The 20,695-nt window shown below is 50.8% G+C and carries 19 protein-coding genes; 12 read left to right on the forward strand and 7 right to left on the reverse strand.

Annotated elements, in window-relative coordinates:
* Window positions 1-6: 6 nt before the first annotated feature.
* The 4 genes from ABJU74_RS01510 to ABJU74_RS01525 are packed head-to-tail and all read right to left on the reverse strand — an operon-like array spanning window position 7 to window position 2,885.
* A complete protein-coding gene (locus ABJU74_RS01510) occupies window positions 7-828 on the reverse strand; it encodes a hydrolase 1, exosortase A system-associated (RefSeq protein WP_348385809.1) in 822 nt (273 codons plus the stop codon).
* Window positions 825-1,535 (reverse strand): hypothetical protein, encoded by a 711-nt coding sequence (locus tag ABJU74_RS01515; protein WP_348385810.1) that lies wholly within the window; start codon window positions 1,533-1,535, stop codon window positions 825-827. Before ABJU74_RS01515 ends, ABJU74_RS01510 begins: the two co-directional genes overlap by 4 nt.
* Complete coding sequence (locus ABJU74_RS01520) at window positions 1,532-1,804, reverse strand: acyl carrier protein (RefSeq protein ID WP_348385811.1); 273 nt, start codon at window positions 1,802-1,804, stop codon at window positions 1,532-1,534. Before ABJU74_RS01520 ends, ABJU74_RS01515 begins: the two co-directional genes overlap by 4 nt.
* Before the next feature lie 43 nt (window positions 1,805-1,847).
* Window positions 1,848-2,885 carry a GNAT family N-acetyltransferase gene (locus ABJU74_RS01525; RefSeq protein WP_348385932.1) on the reverse strand — a complete coding sequence of 346 codons (1,038 nt, stop codon included), beginning with the start codon at window positions 2,883-2,885 and terminating at the stop codon, window positions 1,848-1,850.
* Between the two features lie 41 nt (window positions 2,886-2,926).
* Here ABJU74_RS01525 and ABJU74_RS01530 point away from each other — a divergent pair, with 41 nt between their 5' ends.
* From ABJU74_RS01530 to ABJU74_RS01585, 12 genes are all read left to right on the forward strand, one after another.
* On the forward strand, window positions 2,927-4,468 hold the full coding sequence (locus ABJU74_RS01530; RefSeq protein WP_348385812.1) for an acyl-CoA ligase (AMP-forming), exosortase A system-associated: 1,542 nt from the start codon (window positions 2,927-2,929) through the stop codon (window positions 4,466-4,468).
* The gene (locus tag ABJU74_RS01535) at window positions 4,465-5,700 is read left to right on the forward strand and encodes a pyridoxal-dependent decarboxylase, exosortase A system-associated (protein WP_348385813.1); all 1,236 of its coding nucleotides are present in this window, start codon (window positions 4,465-4,467) and stop codon (window positions 5,698-5,700) included. The genes ABJU74_RS01530 and ABJU74_RS01535 overlap by 4 nt, the downstream gene beginning before the upstream one ends.
* 172 nt (window positions 5,701-5,872) lie before the next feature.
* Window positions 5,873-6,526, forward strand: coding sequence for an XrtA/PEP-CTERM system exopolysaccharide export protein (locus ABJU74_RS01540; protein ID WP_348385814.1), 654 nt, complete (start codon window positions 5,873-5,875; stop codon window positions 6,524-6,526).
* 37 nt (window positions 6,527-6,563) lie between these two features.
* Window positions 6,564-8,114 carry an XrtA system polysaccharide chain length determinant gene (locus ABJU74_RS01545; RefSeq protein ID WP_348385815.1) on the forward strand — a complete coding sequence of 517 codons (1,551 nt, stop codon included), beginning with the start codon at window positions 6,564-6,566 and terminating at the stop codon, window positions 8,112-8,114.
* 9 nt (window positions 8,115-8,123) lie between these two features.
* A complete protein-coding gene (locus ABJU74_RS01550) occupies window positions 8,124-9,038 on the forward strand; it encodes an AAA family ATPase (RefSeq protein ID WP_348385816.1) in 915 nt (304 codons plus the stop codon).
* Between the two features lie 2 nt (window positions 9,039-9,040).
* Window positions 9,041-10,663, forward strand: coding sequence for a hypothetical protein (locus ABJU74_RS01555; protein ID WP_348385817.1), 1,623 nt, complete (start codon window positions 9,041-9,043; stop codon window positions 10,661-10,663).
* A gap of 35 nt (window positions 10,664-10,698) precedes the next feature.
* Window positions 10,699-12,021, forward strand: a complete 1,323-nt coding sequence (locus ABJU74_RS01560) for an XrtA/PEP-CTERM system-associated ATPase (RefSeq protein ID WP_348385818.1) — start codon at window positions 10,699-10,701, stop codon at window positions 12,019-12,021.
* A complete protein-coding gene (locus ABJU74_RS01565; protein ID WP_348385933.1) occupies window positions 12,002-12,898 on the forward strand; it encodes an XrtA system polysaccharide deacetylase in 897 nt (298 codons plus the stop codon). The genes ABJU74_RS01560 and ABJU74_RS01565 overlap by 20 nt, the downstream gene beginning before the upstream one ends.
* Window positions 12,895-13,968, forward strand: coding sequence for a FemAB family XrtA/PEP-CTERM system-associated protein (locus ABJU74_RS01570; protein ID WP_348385819.1), 1,074 nt, complete (start codon window positions 12,895-12,897; stop codon window positions 13,966-13,968). The genes ABJU74_RS01565 and ABJU74_RS01570 overlap by 4 nt, the downstream gene beginning before the upstream one ends.
* Window positions 13,968-15,191: a TIGR03087 family PEP-CTERM/XrtA system glycosyltransferase gene (locus ABJU74_RS01575; RefSeq protein ID WP_348385820.1), complete on the forward strand. Its 1,224-nt coding sequence runs from the start codon at window positions 13,968-13,970 to the stop codon at window positions 15,189-15,191. Before ABJU74_RS01570 ends, ABJU74_RS01575 begins: the two co-directional genes overlap by 1 nt.
* Window positions 15,188-16,738 (forward strand): exosortase A, encoded by a 1,551-nt coding sequence (xrtA, locus tag ABJU74_RS01580; RefSeq protein ID WP_348385821.1) that lies wholly within the window; start codon window positions 15,188-15,190, stop codon window positions 16,736-16,738. The genes ABJU74_RS01575 and xrtA overlap by 4 nt, the downstream gene beginning before the upstream one ends.
* 10 nt (window positions 16,739-16,748) lie before the next feature.
* On the forward strand, window positions 16,749-18,644 hold the full coding sequence (locus ABJU74_RS01585; RefSeq protein WP_348385822.1) for an XrtA/PEP-CTERM system amidotransferase: 1,896 nt from the start codon (window positions 16,749-16,751) through the stop codon (window positions 18,642-18,644).
* Here ABJU74_RS01585 and truA read toward each other — a convergent pair.
* Genes truA through ABJU74_RS01600 form a run of 3 tightly spaced genes read right to left on the reverse strand, consistent with a single transcriptional unit; the run spans window position 18,630 to window position 20,673 of the window.
* Window positions 18,630-19,397 (reverse strand): tRNA pseudouridine(38-40) synthase TruA, encoded by a 768-nt coding sequence (gene truA, locus ABJU74_RS01590; RefSeq protein ID WP_348385823.1) that lies wholly within the window; start codon window positions 19,395-19,397, stop codon window positions 18,630-18,632. The genes ABJU74_RS01585 and truA overlap by 15 nt on opposite strands.
* Complete coding sequence (gene fmt, locus ABJU74_RS01595) at window positions 19,394-20,299, reverse strand: methionyl-tRNA formyltransferase (protein WP_348385934.1); 906 nt, start codon at window positions 20,297-20,299, stop codon at window positions 19,394-19,396. The genes truA and fmt overlap by 4 nt, the downstream gene beginning before the upstream one ends.
* Before the next feature lie 20 nt (window positions 20,300-20,319).
* The gene (locus tag ABJU74_RS01600) at window positions 20,320-20,673 is read right to left on the reverse strand and encodes a hypothetical protein (RefSeq protein ID WP_348385824.1); all 354 of its coding nucleotides are present in this window, start codon (window positions 20,671-20,673) and stop codon (window positions 20,320-20,322) included.
* Window positions 20,674-20,695: the final 22 nt, after the last annotated feature.

Below are 20,695 nucleotides of genomic sequence, written 5' to 3' on the forward strand. Positions count from 1 at the left end.
ATCAGCTTAACAAGCCTCTAAGACATCCAGAATCTGGTCTTGCAGCCAGTTTTTAGATTGTTCGTCGGCGAAGCTATGCGAAGCTGTGTCTCGCGAAATAATGTTGATATTGGCTTGGCCGCGCACCCCAGAAAAATCGGAGCTGTGCCATGCGGCCAAGAATGCGCGGGCGGTTGTGTCGCGTTGAGCAAGCAAGATTTCACAGGGAATAGTAAGTTGCGAGAAGCGATTTTGTAAGCATTCTGCCAAAGCACTATTTTCTTGTTTTTGAGTCGCTTGTTTCAAGCCTTTCGCAAGCTTTATAAGGTTAATCTTACCGGTGAAAAGATCGATGACGGATTGCGGGTTTTTAATACGATCCCAATAACGAGATCGGATGGCCGAAGGCGAGGGCGGTGCTGCCGATTGTTGATCTGGGGTATTCTCATCAATAACCCACGGATTGGATAAAACCATATGATCAAGCTTCAATGCGTCGCTAAACAGGAGCAGGGACGATGCGGCGTCGCAATTTCCAAAAGCCACAATTTTTTTCATATGGGGGCATTGGGACTGAAAATACTGAATGGCCGCCTGGATATCGGCTGCGCTTTCCAAAAAGCCGCGATTCTCACCGCCGCTTTCACCAATGCCCGCCCGATCATATCGGAAAACCGGATATCCCAGCTGCCCCATATTTTGCGCCAATCGCGCCATGCCCCCATGGCTTCCCGCGCGAATTTCATTGCCGCCGCTGACGATCAACAAACCAGCGGTTTTCGGCCCTGAATCGAGGGTTCCGGCCAATTTTGTAGTGTCGGAAGAAAATTGATGAAAGGACCGACTCACGCGCTTATCCAGTCTGCAATATCATCGGCGACAGCCTGTGAAAGAACAAGATCTCTTTCGGGTTCCGCCCGCAGCCACAAAGCGGAGCCAGCCAAATGGATATCAGCGGGTTGAGATCGACCTTGCAGCAAAGCGAGACGCGTCGATTGTGCATCTGCTGGCACAGCGTCTCCTAATTCTGCGAAAGCCTGACCGGAAAGCAGGTTGCCAGCGAGATTGACCATAGCGGCATCGGCCTCGTTTGCCAATTGATCCATGGTCACATTCTGTCCTGCTTCCTTGTCCGACGCGATACGGGCCCGCATCATTGTCCGCAGAAGACTATTGCCATTAACCGGCGCAAAACGCCACAGGATAGGCTTGTCGATGATCATGTCGATCAAACAGCCGCCGCGAAAAGAGACGATATGCCGACCTTCAAGATGCTGATCGCAGCATTGGGACAGGGCTTGTTTCCAAACAGTGAGATTGGCTTTTTCTGACGGAAAAAGGCTCTCATTGGTACCGGGAAGGTCGGGTAAGATGCAGCCAATCGCCTTGCGATCCAACATGCGCATGACGTCAACCAACATCATGCGCATCCGATTCATTTCATCAAACAGAGGCGGTATAAGCAATATAGAATGCGCGTGGTTCTGACCACTTTTTAGGCAAAGCTCATCATATCCTTCAAACTGGTAACTGGCATGTTCCAGTTCAACGTTCACTCAGCTGCTTTCATCTCGGCAAAGGCAACGAGATTCCCAAAAGTTTCGAATAGTTCGCCATCCACTTCATCATCTTCGATCATGATGTCGAGACGGTCTTCCAATTCTGTCAGTAATCCGGCGACAGCCATGCTGTCCAGTTCGGGAAGAGCGCCAAAAAGCTCAGTTTCTGCCGTGAAGGCGGCCACTTGATCGGCATCCAGGCCCAAAATGTCCTGCATCACAGCGCGAACAGCTTGTTCTGGTGTCAATTCCGTATTTTCCGACATCAATAAACCCCCGACTCCGGATAATCGCGCTTCCCTAGAGCGATCAGCGCTTTCCTACAAGAGCAGACATCTGGAAACGGAGGATTGGTAACCAGGAAAGTGGGTGATTGGGCCAGAACATTTCCAATCGATAGCGTGTACGAACATCTTCCATCCACTCTTTTTTATAGGGATCATTCCCTGTTCCAAAATCGATCAATTTAACTCGATCGACATCAATGGCATGCTGAAACATAGCAACGGATAATAAGGTTCCTGGCGACGATTTGGTTGCATCTTCCACATGAGCAAGCTTGTGAATCAAAGCTTCCCCATTTTCAACTGTCCAGAATTGCGCGGCTACGGGAGCGCCATCAATATAGGCCAGCCCCAATCTTAGGCATCCGGCCTTTGCTTCTTGTTTGGCTATATTCTTGATAAATTCTGGATTGCCTTCTTCGGGTTTCCAGCTGCGGTTGTAAACATCGCAATAATCGGCCCAATGCTCCTCTGAAAATTCTGTTTCGATGCGAATTGAGACAATATTTTTTTTGGCTTTCCGGCGAACGGTATTCTTTAATTTTCCAGGGCGTTCAGCCCAATATTGATCAAATGTTCTGCCCTTTATAGTCAGAATGTGATTGTCATCCGCCTTGGATTTGAACACGATCCAACCGGCTTGTTCAAAGGCCCTTTCCGTTAAGCTGGCTGCGCTATCTTCCTCGGATACAGGTGCTATTTCGATGCGGTGGCTTTGCGAAGCGAGCTTTTTTGCCAAGCTTGCTAGAAGCGCTAATTTGGTCACTTCATCGTCAAGACCTTGGCCGGCAAATATGGGGCGGTAAGTGAAATTATACCAATTGGCGAGGGCGGTGTAACGGCCCAAGCCTTGTTTCATCAAAAACATCCACGCTTGCGCATCATCTTGAGTGCTGTGGACGATCATCGGCTGATGGTCAGGCAGACATTGTTCATGCAATGGTTTGAGCCATTCCAAGCGGTCAAATAATGACTTTTGATGAGCGCGACCAAGTTTTTCGCCAGCCACTGCTTGCGCCGACTGAAAATTATCGTGATATTCACTGTTCATCGTTATCGTCATATTTGTCACAATTTTATACTTTTTCCCATAGGCCCAAGCATTTGAACACTCAATCCATAACCTCAGCATTTCCATTGGATCATCTGGCTCTGGGACAAGACCCATCGGCCATGGCTTTGGTTACGCGCTCCCGATCTCTTAGCTACAAGATGTTAAATCATCGTGTGGGTAAGCTAGCGCGCTGGTTATCGAACCAAAATTATGGTCCGGGAGAAAGGGTGGCCTCCTGGTTGCCCAAAACAGAATTAGCCTGTTTGCTGCCCCTCGCTGCGGTTCGTGCTGGTCTCGTTTATGTGCCGATAAACCCGGTTCTTAAACCGGCACAAATCCAACATATCATCGCAGATAGTGCGGCTAGACTGCTAGTTACCAACAAGGGACGGCTGCGTTCTATGACGGACAACGCACTGGATACAGCATGTGCGGTTATCGAAGAGGCCCAAATTTTGGAACTTATTGAATCCGATTTAGTACCATTGGAGCCGAGTGATCCAACACTGGACACCAGTAATTTGGCAGCAATTTTGTACACAAGCGGTTCAACCGGACGTCCAAAGGGCGTCATGCTGAGTCACGCCAATTTGAGCCTTGGTGCGATAAGTGTGGCACAATATCTCAATCTGGCTGGTGATGATCGGACCTTGTGCGTTCTACCGTTAAGTTTTGACTATGGGCAAAATCAACTCTTATCCACTTGGTATGCAGGAGGATGCGCCTATCCTCTCGATTATCTTACGCCGCGAGATGTGATAAAAGCCTGTGCTAGACATCAGATCACAACCTTAGCGGCGGTTCCACCTCTTTGGGTGCAGTTGGTTGATCAGACATGGTCTCCGGATTCGACCCAAAATATCCAGCGGTTGACCAATAGCGGGGGCGCTTTAACACCGGCTTTGGTGAAACAATTGCGCGCTATTTTTGGATTGCAGACAGATATATTCGCCATGTACGGGCTCACGGAGGCCTTCCGCTCAACTTATTTGAATCCCGAACTCATCGATGAAAATCCCACCAGCATGGGAACAGCCATACCTTTTGCTGAAATCATGGTCGTTACCGAAGGCGGTACGATTGCGATACAAGGGGAAGAAGGTGAACTGGTTCATGCAGGCCCCCTGGTTGCGCAGGGATATTGGCGGGACCCAGAACGAACGGAAGAGCGGTTCAAGCCCGCGCCAGCTGAATCGCACTATGGCGGAACAGCGGTCTGGTCGGGTGATACCGTGCGCCGTGATGCAGAAGGGCTGTTATATTTTGTCGGGCGAACCGACAATATGATCAAAACCTCCGGGAACCGGATCAGCCCATCAGAAATTGAAGAAGTGGCGGTTGAGATCAAAGGCGTATCGGAAGCTGTGGCCATTGGTGTGAAAGATGATCGATTGGGACATGCTATTCGTCTATATGTACGGTATCGAACGGGTGAAGATCCTGCTGAAGTCGAGAAAAGCCTCACAAAATATTTGAAGCGCAATTTGCCGAATTTTATGTTTCCTCGAGAAATAATCGCCATTTCTGAATTTCCCAAAAACCCGAATGGCAAAATCGATCGCAAAACATTGGTGAAAGATGACGGGCTATGAGCAAAGTTAAACCCATTGGACCGATACCGAATGGCTATGCGTCAGCTGATGGCGAATTGGTTATTGGTGGCGCGAAAGTCAGCGCCTTGGTCGCGGAATACGGTTCACCGCTATTTGTCTATTCCAAGCAATTGTTGACCAATCGAATAAAGGCGCTGCGTGCGGCAATGCCAGATGAACTGCATATTCATTATGCGATGAAGGCGAATCCTTTTGCGCCGCTCTTGTCACACATGGCTGATCTTACTGACGGTATTGATATTGCCTCCGGTGGCGAACTGACAATGGCGCTCCAAGCGGGCGCTAAAGCGAGCAATATTAGTTTTGCAGGACCGGGTAAGCGCGATGCTGAGCTGCTTGCAGCGATTAAGGCCGGTGTGACGATCAATATTGAATCGCCATCGGAATGCGCGCGGGCTTTGGATATAGCGGCGCGTGAAGAGCTGCAACCGAGATTGGCGGTGCGGGTTAATCCTAATTTTGATCTGAAAGGGTCGGGGATGAAAATGGGCGGAGGCGCGAAACCTTTTGGTATGGATATCGCCCTGGTGGTGCCCACCGTCCAATCGATTTTGGCTGCCAATGCCCATTGGCGTGGTTTTCACATTTTTGCTGGATCTCAGGCTCTTAAAGCCGAAGCGTTGATTGAAACGCAAGCGCAAACCATGGCCCTAGCCGCGCGATTGGCGGAAGAAATCGGTCAGCAACCCGAGCATATCAATCTTGGCGGGGGATTTGGTATTCCTTATTTCCCAGGCGATCAATCCGTCGACATTGAGTCCATCGGCGCGGCTTTGGCTCAAAAATTAAAAGAGCGCCCAGCCATTTTGCAAAATTCGCAATTCGCGCTCGAATTGGGACGCTATCTGGTGGGTGAAGCGGGAGTCTATCTTTCGCAGATAGTCGACCGCAAGCAAAGCGAAGGCCACATATTTTTGGTAACCGATGGGGGATTGCATCATCAATTGGCTGCGAGCGGGAATTTCGGCACGGTTATCCGGCGGAACTATCCGGCTGCGATTGCGACACGATATGAGGCGCCAACCGAAGAAATCGTATCGATTGTAGGATGTCTTTGTACACCATTGGATATTCTCAGTGATCGGGTGGAAATGCCAAGTGCCCAAGTCGGGGATATTGTCGCCATATTTTGTGCCGGTGCTTATGGCGCTTCGGCCAGTCCTGCAAATTTCCTAGGGCAGGGGGCGGCTCAAGAAATTATGGTTGATTGAAGGCTGGAATTTACATAATCCAATGGAAACTGCGGATTATTAACCTTAATTTCAGTCAATCCTAACGCTATCTTCACTATTTTCACGCATAGCTTTCTCGAGACCATGTGTGATCGGTCCGTTCCCTTGTGGGTTCGGTCGGTCATTCACGATTGTTTACGAGGATATGAAAATGACTGCTGAGTTCAAAACAAAGACTCCCCAATATCTGATCGGTGTCGGGCTTGCTTCGCTTGCGCTAGTAGGGTGCTCAGGCACATCTTCAGGTCCTCAATTGCCGCCCGCTTCCTTTGTGTCGATGCAAGAAGGACCCGGGGAAGAATATGTTATTGGGCCGCTTGATGAATTGACAATATTCGTATGGCGTAATCCAGAGCTTGGCGCAAAAGTCCAAGTGCGGCCGGATGGACGCATAACCACGCCGCTGATTACGGATATGCCTGCTGTTGGAAAAACACCGGCAATGTTGGCGGAAGATCTGAAATTGCAATTGTCGCAATATATCAACGAGCCGCTGGTTTCGGTTATTGTGAACAATTTTTCGGGAACCTTCTCTCAGCAAATTCGGGTGGTGGGCGCGACAGAAAAGCCTGCTTCCATCCCGTATCGCGCGAATATGACATTGCTTGATGCCATGATTGCGGTTGGCGGTCTGTCAGAATTTGCCTCTGGCAACAAAGCACGACTGGTTCGCTATAATCGGGGAACCGGCAAGCAGCAGGAATATGCCTTGCGCATCGGTGATTTGCTCGATCGCGGTCAGACCAAAGCCAATGTCATGCTGCGTCCCGGTGATGTGATCATCATTCCAAAAAGCATGTTTTAATTCGCTTTTGCGCAAACGATAGGAATCGAAAAGACCAATGAACGGCCTTTATGATGAAATTAGAGTGGCAGTGCACAGCGTCTGGAACAGGCGCTGGTTAGCATTGGCTGTCGCCTGGGGTATTTGCTTGCTGGGCTGGCTTGTGGTTGCTTTAATTCCCAACAGCTATGAATCAAAAGCCCGCGTCTTTGTCGAGATGCAATCCATTTTGTCCGACAAAGTAGGTATCGAATCGCGTGACCGGAAACGGAATATGGATCGCGTCCAAGAAACTTTGGCTTCGACAATCAACCTGGAAAAAGTTGTTCGCGGGACCGATCTAAACCTTTCCGTATCCAGTGACCGGGAATTGGCCGGCAAAGTCGAAATGCTGCGCAAAAACATCAAGATTGAATCTGAAAAAGACAATCTGTTCGAAATTACCGCAACGGCATCAGCAAGCAATTTGTCCGATGCTGAAAATGCGGTTCTATCCCGCGAAATTGTCCAGAAAATGATCGACATATTTGTCGAAGAAAATCTTTCTGGCGACCGTGATGAAACGACTCAGACATTGAAGTTTTTGGATGCGCAATTGGCAAGCCGTGAAAAAGATTTGCAAGAGGCGGAACAGAAACGTGTTCAATTTGAAACAGAAAATCTTGGCTTGCTTCCCGGTATTGGCTCGATCAGTCAACGGATTGAAGCATCGCGCGCGGAATTGAGTCAAATCGAGTCGCAATTGGCTTCAGCATCCAGCTCATTGGCTGCTTTAAATGGTCAACTTGCAGGAACACCGCCTACTATCGCGACGCCCGGATTTTCCGGTGGCAGAACAAGTGGTGGAGCGCGTGGTCAATTGGCACAGGCGCAAGGCGAGTTGGCCTCTGCGCGTGCGCGAGGTTGGACCGACAGCCATCCTGATATCATTGCAATGAAAAGTCAGATTGCAGCATTGCGGGCGCAAGTTGCGGCGCAACCCAAAAACTCCGGTTCATCGACTTTCCGGACCCCTAATCCCGCTTATAGCTCCTTACAAAGCATGCGTGCGGAACGGCAAGCATCGGTAGCGGCGCTTCAGGCCCGTAAAACCGCGATTCAAGCCGATATGGCGCAACTTGCTTCGAAGCAATCTCTCGAACCGGGAGTGGCCGCAGAAATGGCACGGATCAATCGGGATTATGACGTTCTCAAAAGCCAATATGACAAAATGCTGCAGGACCGCGAACAGATAAAATTACGCGGACAAGTAGAATCAGAGACGGATTCGGTAAAATTCAAAGTTATCGATCCACCATCAAGCCCTCGGTCTCCAGCCGCACCGAACCGACCCTTGCTGCTTGCGATGGTTCTGTTTGTCGGCATTGGCGGCGGTGTTGGCGGGGCATTTGCAATGGGGCAATTGCAGACCAGTTATCCCACCTCAGCGAAGCTAGAAAAGGCCAGTGGTCTTCCCGTTATCGGTTCGGTTTCTCAAATTTTGACCAGTGGTCAACGGGTTATCCGGCAAAAAAAGATGCGGCTATTTTACAGCGCGAGCGGCGCATTATTCGGCGTTTTTGCGCTGTTGATGGTCGTTGAATTTATTCAACGCGGCATGGTGGCGTGAGGAAAGACAATGAACAAATATAATCCTCTCAACAAATCAAGCTCACTGCTCGAACGGGCAGCGCAAGTCTATGATTATGTACCATCAAAAACGGGTGGTCCAACGGATAGTCACGGTCCAGAAATATTGCCACCAGAGGACATGTCGCAGCAAGTTGTGTCATCGCCGCCGCGGACCCCAGCTTATCAGGGGCCGCGCGTGATTGTGGATCGCGACAAATTGCGCGAAGCAGGATTTGTTGTACCTGACGGACCGGTTACCGGCATTTCAGAAGAATTTCGGATCATTAAACGGCAGCTTTTGCTGGGGGCAAAGGGAAGTGCCAAACAGGCGCGGGTTCAACATGGCGAACGCATTCTTATCTGTTCAGCCCATCCCAATGAGGGAAAGACATTCTGCGCCCTGAATCTGGCGCTTTCGATTGCTGCTGAAAAAGACAATGAAGTGCTTTTGGTTGATGCGGATTTCGCCAAACCCAGCATTTTGTCGAGCCTCGGATTGGAAGGCAATAAAGGCTTGATGGACGCCTTGGCCGACCCGCAATTGCCGGTAGAAGATTGCATCATTCACACTGATATAGCTGGTTTGGCTATTCTACCTGCTGGCGAACAAACTAACGCGGATACCGAATATCTGGCTTCGTCTCGGACGCAAGAAGTGTTGAACCGGTTAACCCAGCACAACCCCAATCGCATTGTAATTTTTGATTCACCACCGGCTTTGTCGGCTTCGCCAGCATCTGTCCTTGCAACCCATGTGGGACAAGTCGTGATGATTGTAAGAGCCGATGAAACCACAGAAACAGCCTTGCGCGATGCGCTAAGCTTGATGGCCGGCTGTGACAATATTCAATTGCTCCTCAATGGTACAAAATTTTCGCCAACGGGACGGAGCTTTGGATCCTATTATGGATATGGAGAGTAGAAGTGACCAGCCGTAAACCTATGCCTTTATTGAAAGTCGGAGCGCTCTTATCGCCACTGCTTTTGATTGCCGTGCAGCCAGTGCAGGCCAAAGACCGTAAAGTCGAAGTTACGCCATATCTCGAAGTGCAACAGGTTTTGGTTGCCGATTTGAACAACGGATCGGATGTTTTAACCTATACGACCGTCGCTGCGGGATTGGAAACTTCCATTCAAACGCGCCGTGCCGAAGCCCAGGTAAATCTTCGCTATGAGCGCCGTTTTTTCTATCAGGACAATATCGGCGATGACGACATTCTCAGCGGTTTGGCGCGCGGTAGCGTTCAAGTCGTTCCGAATGTTCTCGCACTGGAAGCTGGCGGAATTGCGACGCGAAGCCGGATTGATATTCGCGGCGAGTCGCCAACCAACACAGTTGGTAACATTGACAATGTGACCCAGGTTTATTCGGTTTATGCGGGCCCATCTCTTTCCACCAATATCGGAGCCTTGGATGTCAATGCCAACTATCGTGTGGGCTATACCAAGGTAGAAAGCGAAGATACCGGGGTATTGCCACCGGGACAGCTGCCTATCGATATATTTGATGATAGCGTTAGCCACTCAGCCAGCGCGAGCGTTGGTATGCGGCCTGGAGAACTGCCCTTTGGCTGGACGGTCGGTGCCGGTTATGAACGGGAAGATGCTGGTCAACTGGACCAAAGGTTCGAAGGCAAATATGTTCGCGCCGATGTCACGGTTCCGGTCACGCCAACTGTCGCTCTTGTCGGCGGTGTAGGCTATGAAGATATAGAAATTTCCGAACGCGATGCGTTGCGCGATGTCAATGGAGATCCGATCGTCGACAATGATGGCCGTTTGGTAACCGATGAAAATTCACCGCGATTGCTGTCCTATGATCAAGATGGTTTGATTTGGGATGCTGGTGTCTTGTGGCGTCCAAGCCGGCGCACGTCATTGGAAGCGCGTGTCGGCCGTCGTTATGGCAGCACGACCTACGCGGGTAGCCTTGGTTATCAGCCAAATGAAAACACATCTTTGAACGTGTCTGTCTATGATACGGTTTCCGGTTTCGGCAATTTGCTCAACGATAATCTCGCCTCATTGGGGACCAGTTTCTCAACTAGTCGAAATCCATTGAGTGGGGAGTTAAACGGTTGCGCCTTTGGCCAAACCAGCAGCCTGTGCTTCAATGATGCGCTGCAATCCGCTTCATCCTCATCTTTCCGTGCGCGCGGCGTCAATGCACAATTGGCTTATGCGTATAACGGATGGAATACAGGGCTTGCCGTAGGATATTCCCGTCGCCGCTTCTTTGCGTCACAACTTGGCGGTCTGTCCGGCGTTGATGGTTTGGTCGATCAAAACTATTATGCAAACCTGTCCATTGGACGCCAACTTGATGCGCGTTCTAGCTTTGATGCGAATGTCTATGCCAATCTGCTGGACAGCGGCTTTGCCGGAGCGCCTAACGTGCTCGCGCTGGGCGCCAATGCCGGATATTACCGTCAGATCATTCCCGGCCTAACGGGTAGCGCGGCTGTTGGCCTGGATAGCTTCCAGCAAGATGGTTTTGACACCGCATTGACCGCGTCGGCATTGCTTGGCCTGCAATATGAATTTTAACAGTATCACCGCGAGAGTAAGTGGGAGAGACCAATATGTATGAAACTTTTTATGGACTGAGAAGTAGGCCGTTCCAACTTACTCCGGATCCGCACTATTATTTTGAGAGTCTCACTCACCGCAAAGCCCTGTCATATCTTGGCTATGGTTTGGCGCAGGGAGAGGGTTTCATTGTCATCACCGGTGATGTCGGAGCCGGAAAAACCACGCTGGTGAGTCATTTGATGGCCACGATCGATCGTGAACGGTTAACCGCGGCTAATATCGTAACCACAGCGCTGGATAGCGAAGATATTGTGCGCGTCGCTGCCAATAATTTTGATATTGAAACCGAGGGTTTGGACAAAGCTCAATTACTGAGCGCTTTCGAAGAGTTTCTTCATGCCGAAGCGCGTGCTGGCCGTCGTTGTTTGCTGATTGTGGATGAATCCCAAAATTTACCAACCGGTGCGCTGGAAGAATTGCGGATGCTCTCCAATTTTCAATTGGGCGGTCAGGCCTTGTTGCAGATATTCCTGCTCGGCCAACCGGAATTTCGGGATGTTTTGCAGCAATCAGATCGTTTGGAGCAATTGCGCCAACGGGTTATTGCACATCATCATCTGGAACCCATGGAAGCTCATGAAATTGAGCCGTATATTACGCACCGTTTGTCCAAAAGCGGGTGGTCGGGACGGCCCAAGATCACGTCGGATGTATTTGCACTGCTTTTTGGTGAAACCGGCGGGGTTCCGCGTAAGATCAATACAATGATGAGCCGCGTGTTGTTAATGGGTGCGGTGGAACATGCTGAACTTATAGACCAACCCTTAGTGGGCCGCGTTTTGGCTGATCTCAATGGTGAGGACGTAGAAATTGCCGAACCTGAGGTTGAATTTGATCCAGCTACGGCCAAAAGCCCGCTATGGGAAAAACCCGCGCGTAAATCCGCTGTGCAACCGGAAGAAAATCCGGAAATGGAGCCCGCGCCAGCGGTTGAAAGCTATCAACCCATAGTTGCTGATATCGCTGCAGCCGTTGAGCCTTCAGAACCGAGCATCGCACCGGTGCCTGCTGTCGAAGCAGCAGATCACGAAGTCTTGCCGTTTCGCAGCGGTGCAGAAATTGCTGCGCCCACAGAACCCGTCGCTGCGCCAATCGCGCCACCGTTAGAGGGGCAAAGTCCTCTGGCTACACCGGATACAAATGAAGTGGTTGCCGCTCAAGTCGACATGATCTCCAAACAACTTTCCGCTCTGGAAATGCGAATGGGTGGTCAGGAAGATAATTTACACCGTGTCTTGACGATGCTTGTAGATTGGGTCGAAAGCGATATTCGAAGCAAAGAAAGCTATGTCAATGCAGGACGCGCGGCCTGAACCACTACAAAAAGCGAAGAAAGCTAATGCTTTATTCAATGCTATGTCCGTGGATATCGAAGACTGGTTTCAAGTGGGAGCTTTTGAAACCGTAATCGATCGATCCGATTGGGATAGTTTGGATCATCGGTTTGAAAACAATACTGTTGCAGTGCTCGACCTGTTTGACGAGGTCGGCGTAAAAGCAACGTTTTTTACTTTGGGCTGGGTCGCAGAACGGCGTCCCTCGCTGATGCAACGCATTGTTGCGGCAGGCCATGAAGTAGCTAGTCACGGCTATGATCATGCGCGGGTGTTTACAATGACGCCTGATCAATTTCGCAAGGACCTGGAGCAGAGCCGAAAAATCTTGGAAGACAGCAGTGGTCAAGCGATTGTAGGCTATCGGGCGCCAAGTTTTTCGATCGACCAGCGGACCCCTTGGGCACATGAGATTTTGGCTGAACAAGGCTATGGCTATTCATCCAGTGTCGCGCCGATCAAGCACGATCATTATGGTTGGCAAGGATCGCCTCGCTTTGCTTGGAAACCGGTGCCTGGATCGGAGCTAGTTGAGTTGCCGGTTACGACGGTTCAATGGGGAAAACGGGTTTTCGCATCTGGCGGCGGTGGTTTTTTCCGTCTTTTACCTTATGCGCTATATGATAACGCTATTCGCAAGATGCAGAAAGATGATGGCCGCGGTGCCATTTTTTATTTTCATCCTTGGGAAATTGATCCGGCGCAACCTCGCGTTGCGAACGCGCCGCTCAAATCGAAAATACGGCACTATACCAACTTGGCGCAAATGCGATCAAAATTGGTTCGTGTGTGTAAAGATTATAAATGGGGTAGAGTGGATGAACTGGCGATCCTGGAAAGGGAGATCGCCCAATGAATATGCCCTTCACACCAGATAATTTGAGCATTCGGATCTTTAACCAAAAGGATCCCAATGAATGGGCGCGCATTGATCGCTTCGTGATGGACCATCCCGACGGCACGGCATTTCATCGCCCGGCCTGGCTTGCGTCTGTATCAGAGGCATGTGGTCATGACTGGTGCTATATTCTGGCAGAGAAAAGCAATGGCGCTCTCGAAGCCCTGTTGCCGTTGTCGCTTATTCATTCTGCTTTATTTGGCCGCGCTCTAGTGTCTTCCGGTTTCGCCGTGGGTGGGGGAATTTTAAGCCAAAGCGATCAAGCCGTTCATCGGCTTGCGGAACATGTATGGGATTTTGCGAAAACCCATAGCTTTCCTAGCGTCGAGCTTCGCGGAGGACCTGTCCCATCCGATCAATGGCAGAAGAAAGACGGAATTTATGCTGGTTTCGTGACGCAATTGGCAGATGATGAAGAAGCACAATTGCTCGCAATACCGCGTAAACAGCGTGCAGAAGTGCGCAAGGGACTGAAAAACGAACTGACTGTACGCATCGGTAATAGCAAAGAAGATCGGCAGGATCATTATCAGGTCTATGCACAAAGCGTTCGAAATTTGGGCACTCCGGTTTTTCCCAAGAAATTATTCGATGCTGTGATGACGGCTTTTGGTGAAGATGCCGATATATTGACCGTCTCCAATGACGGTCAACCAGTTGCCAGTGTACTCAGCCTTTATCATCACGAGACGGTCTTGCCTTATTGGGGCGGCGGTTGCTTTGATGCGCGGCGATTGCGCGCCAATGACGTGATGTATTATGCTTTAATGAACCACGGTCGCGATCGTGGATGCCGAAATTTTGATTTCGGCCGCTCGAAAGTGGGCACGGGTGCTTATTCATTCAAGAAAAATTGGGGTTTCGATCCCCAGCCATTATCTTACGCGACAAGAGCACAAGATGGGGAAGAGGTTCGTGATGTTAACCCGATGAGTCCGCGATATCGGTTGCAAGTTGCGCTCTGGCAGAAACTGCCAATTTCCATAGCTAACCGATTGGGACCCGTCATTGCCAAAGGCTTGGGCTGATGGGCGAGATATTATTCCTGACCCATAGGGTTCCATGGCCTCCCAATCGAGGAGACAAAATCCGTTCGCATCATATTCTGCGCAAACTATTGGCATATAAGCCGGTACACTTGGCTTGCTTTGCTGACGATTTGTCGGAAGCGCAGGAAGATAGCGCGATAAAGGCAAATTTGGCGTCAAGTCACATTGCGCTAAGAACTAAATCCAATTGGCAAGCAGGGATCGAGGCGCTTGCGACAGGTAAGCCCGTGTCGCTGACCTCTTTCGAAAGCGAAGCCATTCAAGGCTATGTGGATCAAATTCTCCAATCTCGTCCGATCGATTGTATCTTTGTGTTTTCCGGACAAATGGCACAATTTGTTCCGGCCAGTTATTCCGGCCGCTTGGTTATGGATTTTGCCGATGTAGATAGTGCGAAATTTGAAAGCTATGCTGAATCTGGAAAGGGCCCCATGGCTTGGATTAATCGACGGGAAGGTAAATTGCTTTCCGCTTTCGAAAAACAAATCGGAGAAAGAGCAGATCATTCCCTATTTGTGAGCGAGGCCGAAGCGAGTTTGTTCCGTCAACGATCCGGCTTGGACGAGCAAAAAATATGTGCTGTCGGCAATGGGATTGATTTGGAATTTTATGATCCTGATGCCATTGCCGCGGTGAGTCATGATTGCTCCGGACCAAAAATTATTTTTACCGGACAAATGGATTATCGTCCAAATGTCGAAGCGGTTGTTAGCTTTTCGAAGCAAGCCATGCCGACAATAGTTGCGCGCTTCCCGGATGCCGAGTTTATCATTGTCGGACGGGCACCCACGCCAGAAGTCATGCGTCTGGATGGGGAAAATGGCACTCGGGTGGCCGGCAGTGTCGATGATATCCGGGCGTGGATCAAATCCGCAGATATTGTCGTGGCACCGCTGCGGATTGCGCGGGGTATCCAGAATAAAGTGCTTGAAGCGATGGCGATGCGCAAGGCTGTGGTTGCTTCGCACCCCGCTGCGCAAGGTATAAACGCCCTCGACAAAAAGCATTTTTATGTGGCTGAAAATGTGGATCATGAAGCGCAATTGGTTTGTGAGTTGCTCGCGCATCCGGCAAAGGCAGGTGCCCTTGGGGACCGGGCAAGCGCGCTCATTCGTTCTGGCTATAGCTGGGAGCAGCAGCTCGCCAATATTGCAACATTATGCGGTATTGATGCACCTGAAATGGCTGAGGCAGCGGAATGAATAGCGCTGTAATGGATCCCATAGCCGCGCAGGGCGAGAGCAATCCAGCCTTTGCATCATGGCGCCGTCAGTTGATTTTGCTGACAGCGACTGTGGCTCTTATAGTGATGCTATTCTGGCGTGATGGTGCCGCGATGGTTGATGCTTGGTGGAATGTGTCGACCTATAATCACTGCTTGTTGATTGCGCCGATTATTATTTGGCTGGTGCATCAACGGCGTGAGGAGTTAATTAAAATTACGCCATCTGTGTGGACACCGGGTTTATTGTGGCTGGGAGCCGCAGCCACCGGCTGGTTGCTCGGTGAAGCGGCGGGCGTTGCTTTTGCCCGACAGCTTGGATTGGTGATGATGGTACAAGGTGCCGTCATGACGTTGCTCGGTTTCAAAGTCATGCGGGCTTTGACATTTCCGCTACTGTATAGTTTTTTCCTGGTTCCGTTCGGCGAAGAAATCGTTCCCTATTTGCAGACAATCACCGCTAAAATGTCGATGGTGTTTCTCGGCTGGGCTAATATTCCCGCCTTTATCGATGGTGTGTTTATTTCTACGCCAACTGGTTATTTTGAAGTTGCTGAAGCCTGTTCAGGAGTAAAATTTTTAATTGCGATGATCGCTTATGGCGCCTTGGTTGCCAATTTATGCTTTCATTCTTGGCAGCGCCGGATACTATTCTTGGTTGCCGCCGTAGCTGTCCCAATTATCGCTAATGGCATTCGCGCTTTTGGAACAATCTACATCGCTCATCATACCAGCACGGACTTTGCCACTGGCTTTGACCACATATTTTACGGCTGGTTTTTCTTCGCCTTTGTTTTGATTTTGGTCATGGCGGTGGGTTGGCCCTTTTTCGATCGCAAGATTGACGAGCCTATGATTGATGGCGCTGTAATCGAAAAAATGGCGGTGAAATCGTCGCTGCTCGGCCCAAAAGCAGCGGCGGTCACGATTGTCGCAGTTGTCGCGGTGCCGATGATTTGGATATCAGCATTGGCCGCCCAGAGCTCACCGGTGCCCGATAAAATTGTGCTTCCCAAAGTGGCTGGCTGGCAGCAAGTCGCCTATCGGCCTGCATTTGATTGGCAGCCGCGATTTGATGGCGCCAATCATCGGCTGCTGGGCCGCTATCAAGAAATATCCACTGGAAAAGAAGTGGATTTAGCAATTGCCGTTTATGATCGCCAAGAAGAAGGGCGTGAACTTGTCGGCTATGGGCAGGGCGCTTTTGATCCCGGAACGGAATGGTCCTGGAGTCGAGATTTGCCGGAACCGGATTCGGGCACAGCGATACAAATAACAGCACCCGGTCCTGTGATCAGAGATGTACATTCCTATTATCGGATAGGCGGAATATTGACCGGTCGTGGCTCGACCGTGAAAATTGAAACGCTGAAAACCCGGCTTTTGGGCGGCAATCAACAAGCTGTTGCTATTTTGATATCTGCCGAAAAAACTGATGAACTTGGTCCCGGTGCAGCAATGGATAAGTTTCACCAGGCTTTGGGGCCACTGGATAAACTGGCTGACGAAATGGCGGGTCTGCGCTAGGGCGCACATCATGTGTGGCATTGCGGGTATATTTCATTTGGAAACGGCAAAGCCGGTTGATCCCGCACGCCTGCGCAAAATGACGGATAGCTTGATCCATCGCGGTCCTGATGGTTCGGGCATTTGGACGGCTCCGGGTGTTGGTCTTGGTCACCGCCGGCTGTCCATTATCGATCTTGAAGGCGGCGCGCAGCCGATGCTGACCGCGGATGAAGCTCAGGTCATTAGCTATAATGGTGAGATTTATAACTTTCAGCAAGTGCGGAGTGAACTGGAAGCCTTAGGGCATCAGTTTGTTACCACGGGCGATACCGAAGTCATACTCTATGCATGGCGGCAATGGGGTGTCGACTGTTTGCAACGATTAAACGGCATGTTTGCTTTTGCGCTGTTTGATCAGCGCACTAAGCAAATGTTTATCGCGCGTGACCGTCTCGGCGTAAAACCATTATTCTATGCGCCAGTTTCGGATGGCAGCATTTTATTTGGATCGGAACTCAAGGCCTTGTTGGCCAATCCATTGTTGCGGCGAGAGCCGGAGATGCGTGCGGTCGATGACTATCTCGCATTTGGCTATGTTCCGGATCATCGCTCGCTTTTAAGGGGCGTAAAAAAATTGCCTGCGGGCCAATATCTCTTGCTCGAACAGGGAAAGCCCGAACCCTCGCCAATATCTTATTGGGATCTGGACTTTAGCCGACGGAGCAAAGCATCGGCGGCTGAGCTGGAAGAAGAATTGGTGGCGCTGATGAAGGACGCGGTGGGATCGCGGATGATATCGGACGTTCCGCTTGGTGCCTTTCTGTCCGGGGGAGTGGATAGCAGCGCGGTTGTCGCCCTCATGTCTGAACATAGCCGCCAACCGGTCAAGACATGCTCGATAGGTTTTGATCAGAGTGCGTTGGATGAAACCGGCTATGCCGAACTGGTCGCACAACGGTTCAAGACGGAACATCGCACGCGCACCGTCGCTGCTGACGATTTCAACTTGATCGATAGATTGGCAGATCATTTTGATGAACCTTTTGCTGACGGCTCGGCATTACCCACCTATCGGGTTGCAGAACTGGCGCGGGAAAATGTTACTGTGGCGTTGTCTGGCGACGGTGCGGATGAGGCTTTAGCAGGCTATCGTCGCCATGTGTTTCACCATGCCGAAGAGCGCGTGCGCGGCCTTTTGCCCCAAGCGATAAGAGGGCCGATGTTGGGGTGGCTCGGTAAAGTCTATCCCAAAGCGGACTGGGCACCGAGACCATTGCGCGCCAAATCGACCTTATTGTCTATCGCGCGCTCTGGTCCCGAAGGCTATGCCGAAGCCGTTGGTGTTACCACGCCGGGGCAACGACAGCATATCTATACGGATCAAATGATCACGCAGCTTGATGGATATCTGGGTGAAAGCCAGATGATCGCCTTGATGGAACAGGCGCCCGCGCGCAATGGTCTGGACCAGGCGCAATATGCAGATATGAAAATGTGGCTGCCCGGCGATATCCTGACCAAGGTTGACCGAACCAGCATGGCGGTCAGTCTGGAAGCGCGAGAGCCGTTGCTGGATTACAAACTGATGGAATTTGCAGCCCGACTGCCGACCAATTTGCGGGTGCGTCGCGGTACCGGTAAATATCTGCTGAAAAAATCGATGGAACGCTATTTGCCGCATGACATTCTCTATCGTCCGAAAATGGGTTTCGTGACCCCGATTGCGCAATGGTTTCGCGGACCGCTCGCCGATGAAGCGCGGGCGATTTCCGGTGCCGGGGCGCTGGCGCGCATGGGGTGGTTTGATCAAAAGGCATTAAGCAAAGTGGCCGATGATCACATTTCCGGAAGAGCGGATAACAGCCGCTTGCTCTGGCAATTGCTAATGCTCGACAAATCCTTGCAGCGTCTATTCGACCTCTGATTTATCCTCTGCCTTCGGATAGATCGCATCGACAAAATAGAGCCCGTCGGGCGGCGCATTAAACCCTAAAGCATTGCGGTCCTTGGCTTGCAGCGCTTTGCGCAAGTCCTCAGGCGTCCATTTGCCGTCACCAACCAACTTCAAACAGCCAACCATCGACCGCACTTGATGATGCAGGAAAGATCGCGCCGCCACTTCCACTTCAATCTCTTCGCCAAAGCGAGTGACTGAAATGCTGTCCAATGTCTTTACCGGGCTTTGCGCCTGGCAATGGGTTGAGCGGAATGTGGTGAAGTCATGCTGACCGACCAGCAACTGTGCCGCATCATGCATCAGCCCGGCATCTAGCGGTCTGGCAACCTGCCAGCTCTGTCCTTTGTCCAAGGTTAGCGGGGCGCGGCGGTTGGTGATTTTATAGAGATAACGTCGTCCGATACAGTTGAAACGGGCATGCCAGTCATCATTGACGATGTCACAAGCGAGAACAGCGACCGGATGAGGGCGCAGTCCGGCATTGAGACCCTCCATCAACCGAAATGGTGTCAGCTTGGTATCTAGGTCAAAATGGGCGCGCATGCCCAGTGCATGTACACCAGCATCGGTTCGGCCAGCAGCAAAGACGCGAATCTCTTGTTTGGTTATGGACTGGATTGCCTGTTCAACGGCTTGCTGGACGCTTGGTCCATGATCCTGATGCTGCCATCCCATGAACGGCCGACCATCATATTCTAAGGTAAGGGCAAATCTGGTCATTGCAGCAATGTACCAATTGGGATTTTGGCGCCGTTGAGAAAATCCTCAAGCGTCATTTTGGGCTTGCCGGCTTTTTGGATTATGTCGGGTTTGATGGCACCATCGCCGCAAGCGATAATCAGATCATCACTTAAAACCGTCCCGGCTTTGCCGTTGGCGGCATTGATTTGCGCGGTATGAATTCGATAGCGATCGCCATCATATTCGAAAAATGCGCCGGGCATGGGATTAAATGCTCGAATGTGCTGAAGAAGTGCTGTTGCTGGTTGCTCAAAGTTTAACCTGGCTTCGTGCTTGGTGATTTTGTCGGCATAGCATGCTGTTGTATCGTCCTGGATTTCTGCTCGATAATCTGCGGGAGAGGCAAGATATTGAGTCATAAGGTCGGCCCCAATCAGGGCCAATTCATCAGTCAGTTCCCCGGCTGTCTTTGTTCCGATTTCTGTGCGGGATTTGAGTAGCATAGGTCCCGTATCCAAGCCCGCTTCCATTTGCATGATGGTAATGCCGGTCTTGTCATCACCGGCTAATATTGCGCGTTGGACGGGCGCAGCACCCCGCCAGCGAGGCAAAAGGGATCCGTGGATATTCAGACATCCCATTTTGGGTGCGTCGAGTATGGTTTGCGGCAAGATCAGGCCGTAAGCGGCAACCACGGCGGCATCGAGATCAAGTGCAGCAAAATCGGCCTGTGCCTCTTCATTCTTCAAGGAGACGGGTACGCGGACTGTCAGGCCCAATTCCTTAGCAACCTCTTGAATAGGCGAAGGGGTAAGTTTTTTGCCGCGTCCTGCACGGCGTGGCGGCTGTGAATAAACGGCGACAATATCATGATCGGCCGCGTGCAGGGCGCGTAGGGCCGGAACCGCGAATTCTGGTGTCCCCATGAAGGCCAGGCGCAGTTTTCTAGAGGTTTCAGCGGTCATGATTGTGCCTGGTGCATCATATTACCGGCTCCAAAGTTCACACATTTTTCAGAGTGTTTTTCCCCGGCTTCCAGTTTTTGTGCTCCGTACGTGTTGCGGAGCCCAGGGTTGAAGGGTGCGACAGTCGTCCTAGGCTCCGCAACACGTGCGGAGCACAAGCTGTCATTTCCTATTTTGTAATCCAGCCTTTCAAAGTTCACACAAATCACAGGGGTGATATTACGACGGCGAGAGCCTTTGACTGCTCCAAAGTTCACACAATTTTCACCCGCTATATCTGCTTCGGGTGATAATGTGGTTTCGTTTGGTAACGCCTTGAATGTCGCGAATTTAAAGGGATTGTGAGTCATGCAGTCTCCCTAGCCAAACTCG

The organism is Parasphingorhabdus sp. (assembly GCF_039982415.1).
In the GTDB taxonomy this organism is placed as follows: Bacteria; Pseudomonadota; Alphaproteobacteria; order Sphingomonadales; family Sphingomonadaceae; genus Parasphingorhabdus.

Bases quoted from the DNA above. Each gene is read 5' to 3' on its own strand.
- ABJU74_RS01520 (WP_348385811.1), bottom strand. From the start codon at position 1,804: ATGTCGGAAAATACGGAATTGACACCAGAACAAGCTGTTCGCGCTGTG.
- ABJU74_RS01525 (WP_348385932.1), bottom strand. From the start codon at position 2,885: ATGACGATAACGATGAACAGTGAATATCACGATAATTTTCAGTCGGCG.
- ABJU74_RS01535 (WP_348385813.1), top strand. From the start codon at position 4,465: ATGAGCAAAGTTAAACCCATTGGACCGATACCGAATGGCTATGCGTCA.
- ABJU74_RS01540 (WP_348385814.1), top strand. From the start codon at position 5,873: ATGACTGCTGAGTTCAAAACAAAGACTCCCCAATATCTGATCGGTGTC.
- ABJU74_RS01545 (WP_348385815.1), top strand. From the start codon at position 6,564: ATGAACGGCCTTTATGATGAAATTAGAGTGGCAGTGCACAGCGTCTGG.
- ABJU74_RS01550 (WP_348385816.1), top strand. From the start codon at position 8,124: ATGAACAAATATAATCCTCTCAACAAATCAAGCTCACTGCTCGAACGG.
- ABJU74_RS01560 (WP_348385818.1), top strand. From the start codon at position 10,699: ATGTATGAAACTTTTTATGGACTGAGAAGTAGGCCGTTCCAACTTACT.
- ABJU74_RS01565 (WP_348385933.1), top strand. From the start codon at position 12,002: ATGCAGGACGCGCGGCCTGAACCACTACAAAAAGCGAAGAAAGCTAAT.
- ABJU74_RS01570 (WP_348385819.1), top strand. From the start codon at position 12,895: ATGAATATGCCCTTCACACCAGATAATTTGAGCATTCGGATCTTTAAC.
- ABJU74_RS01575 (WP_348385820.1), top strand. From the start codon at position 13,968: ATGGGCGAGATATTATTCCTGACCCATAGGGTTCCATGGCCTCCCAAT.
- xrtA (WP_348385821.1), top strand. From the start codon at position 15,188: ATGAATAGCGCTGTAATGGATCCCATAGCCGCGCAGGGCGAGAGCAAT.
- ABJU74_RS01585 (WP_348385822.1), top strand. From the start codon at position 16,749: ATGTGTGGCATTGCGGGTATATTTCATTTGGAAACGGCAAAGCCGGTT.
- truA (WP_348385823.1), bottom strand. From the start codon at position 19,397: ATGACCAGATTTGCCCTTACCTTAGAATATGATGGTCGGCCGTTCATG.
- ABJU74_RS01600 (WP_348385824.1), bottom strand. From the start codon at position 20,673: ATGACTCACAATCCCTTTAAATTCGCGACATTCAAGGCGTTACCAAAC.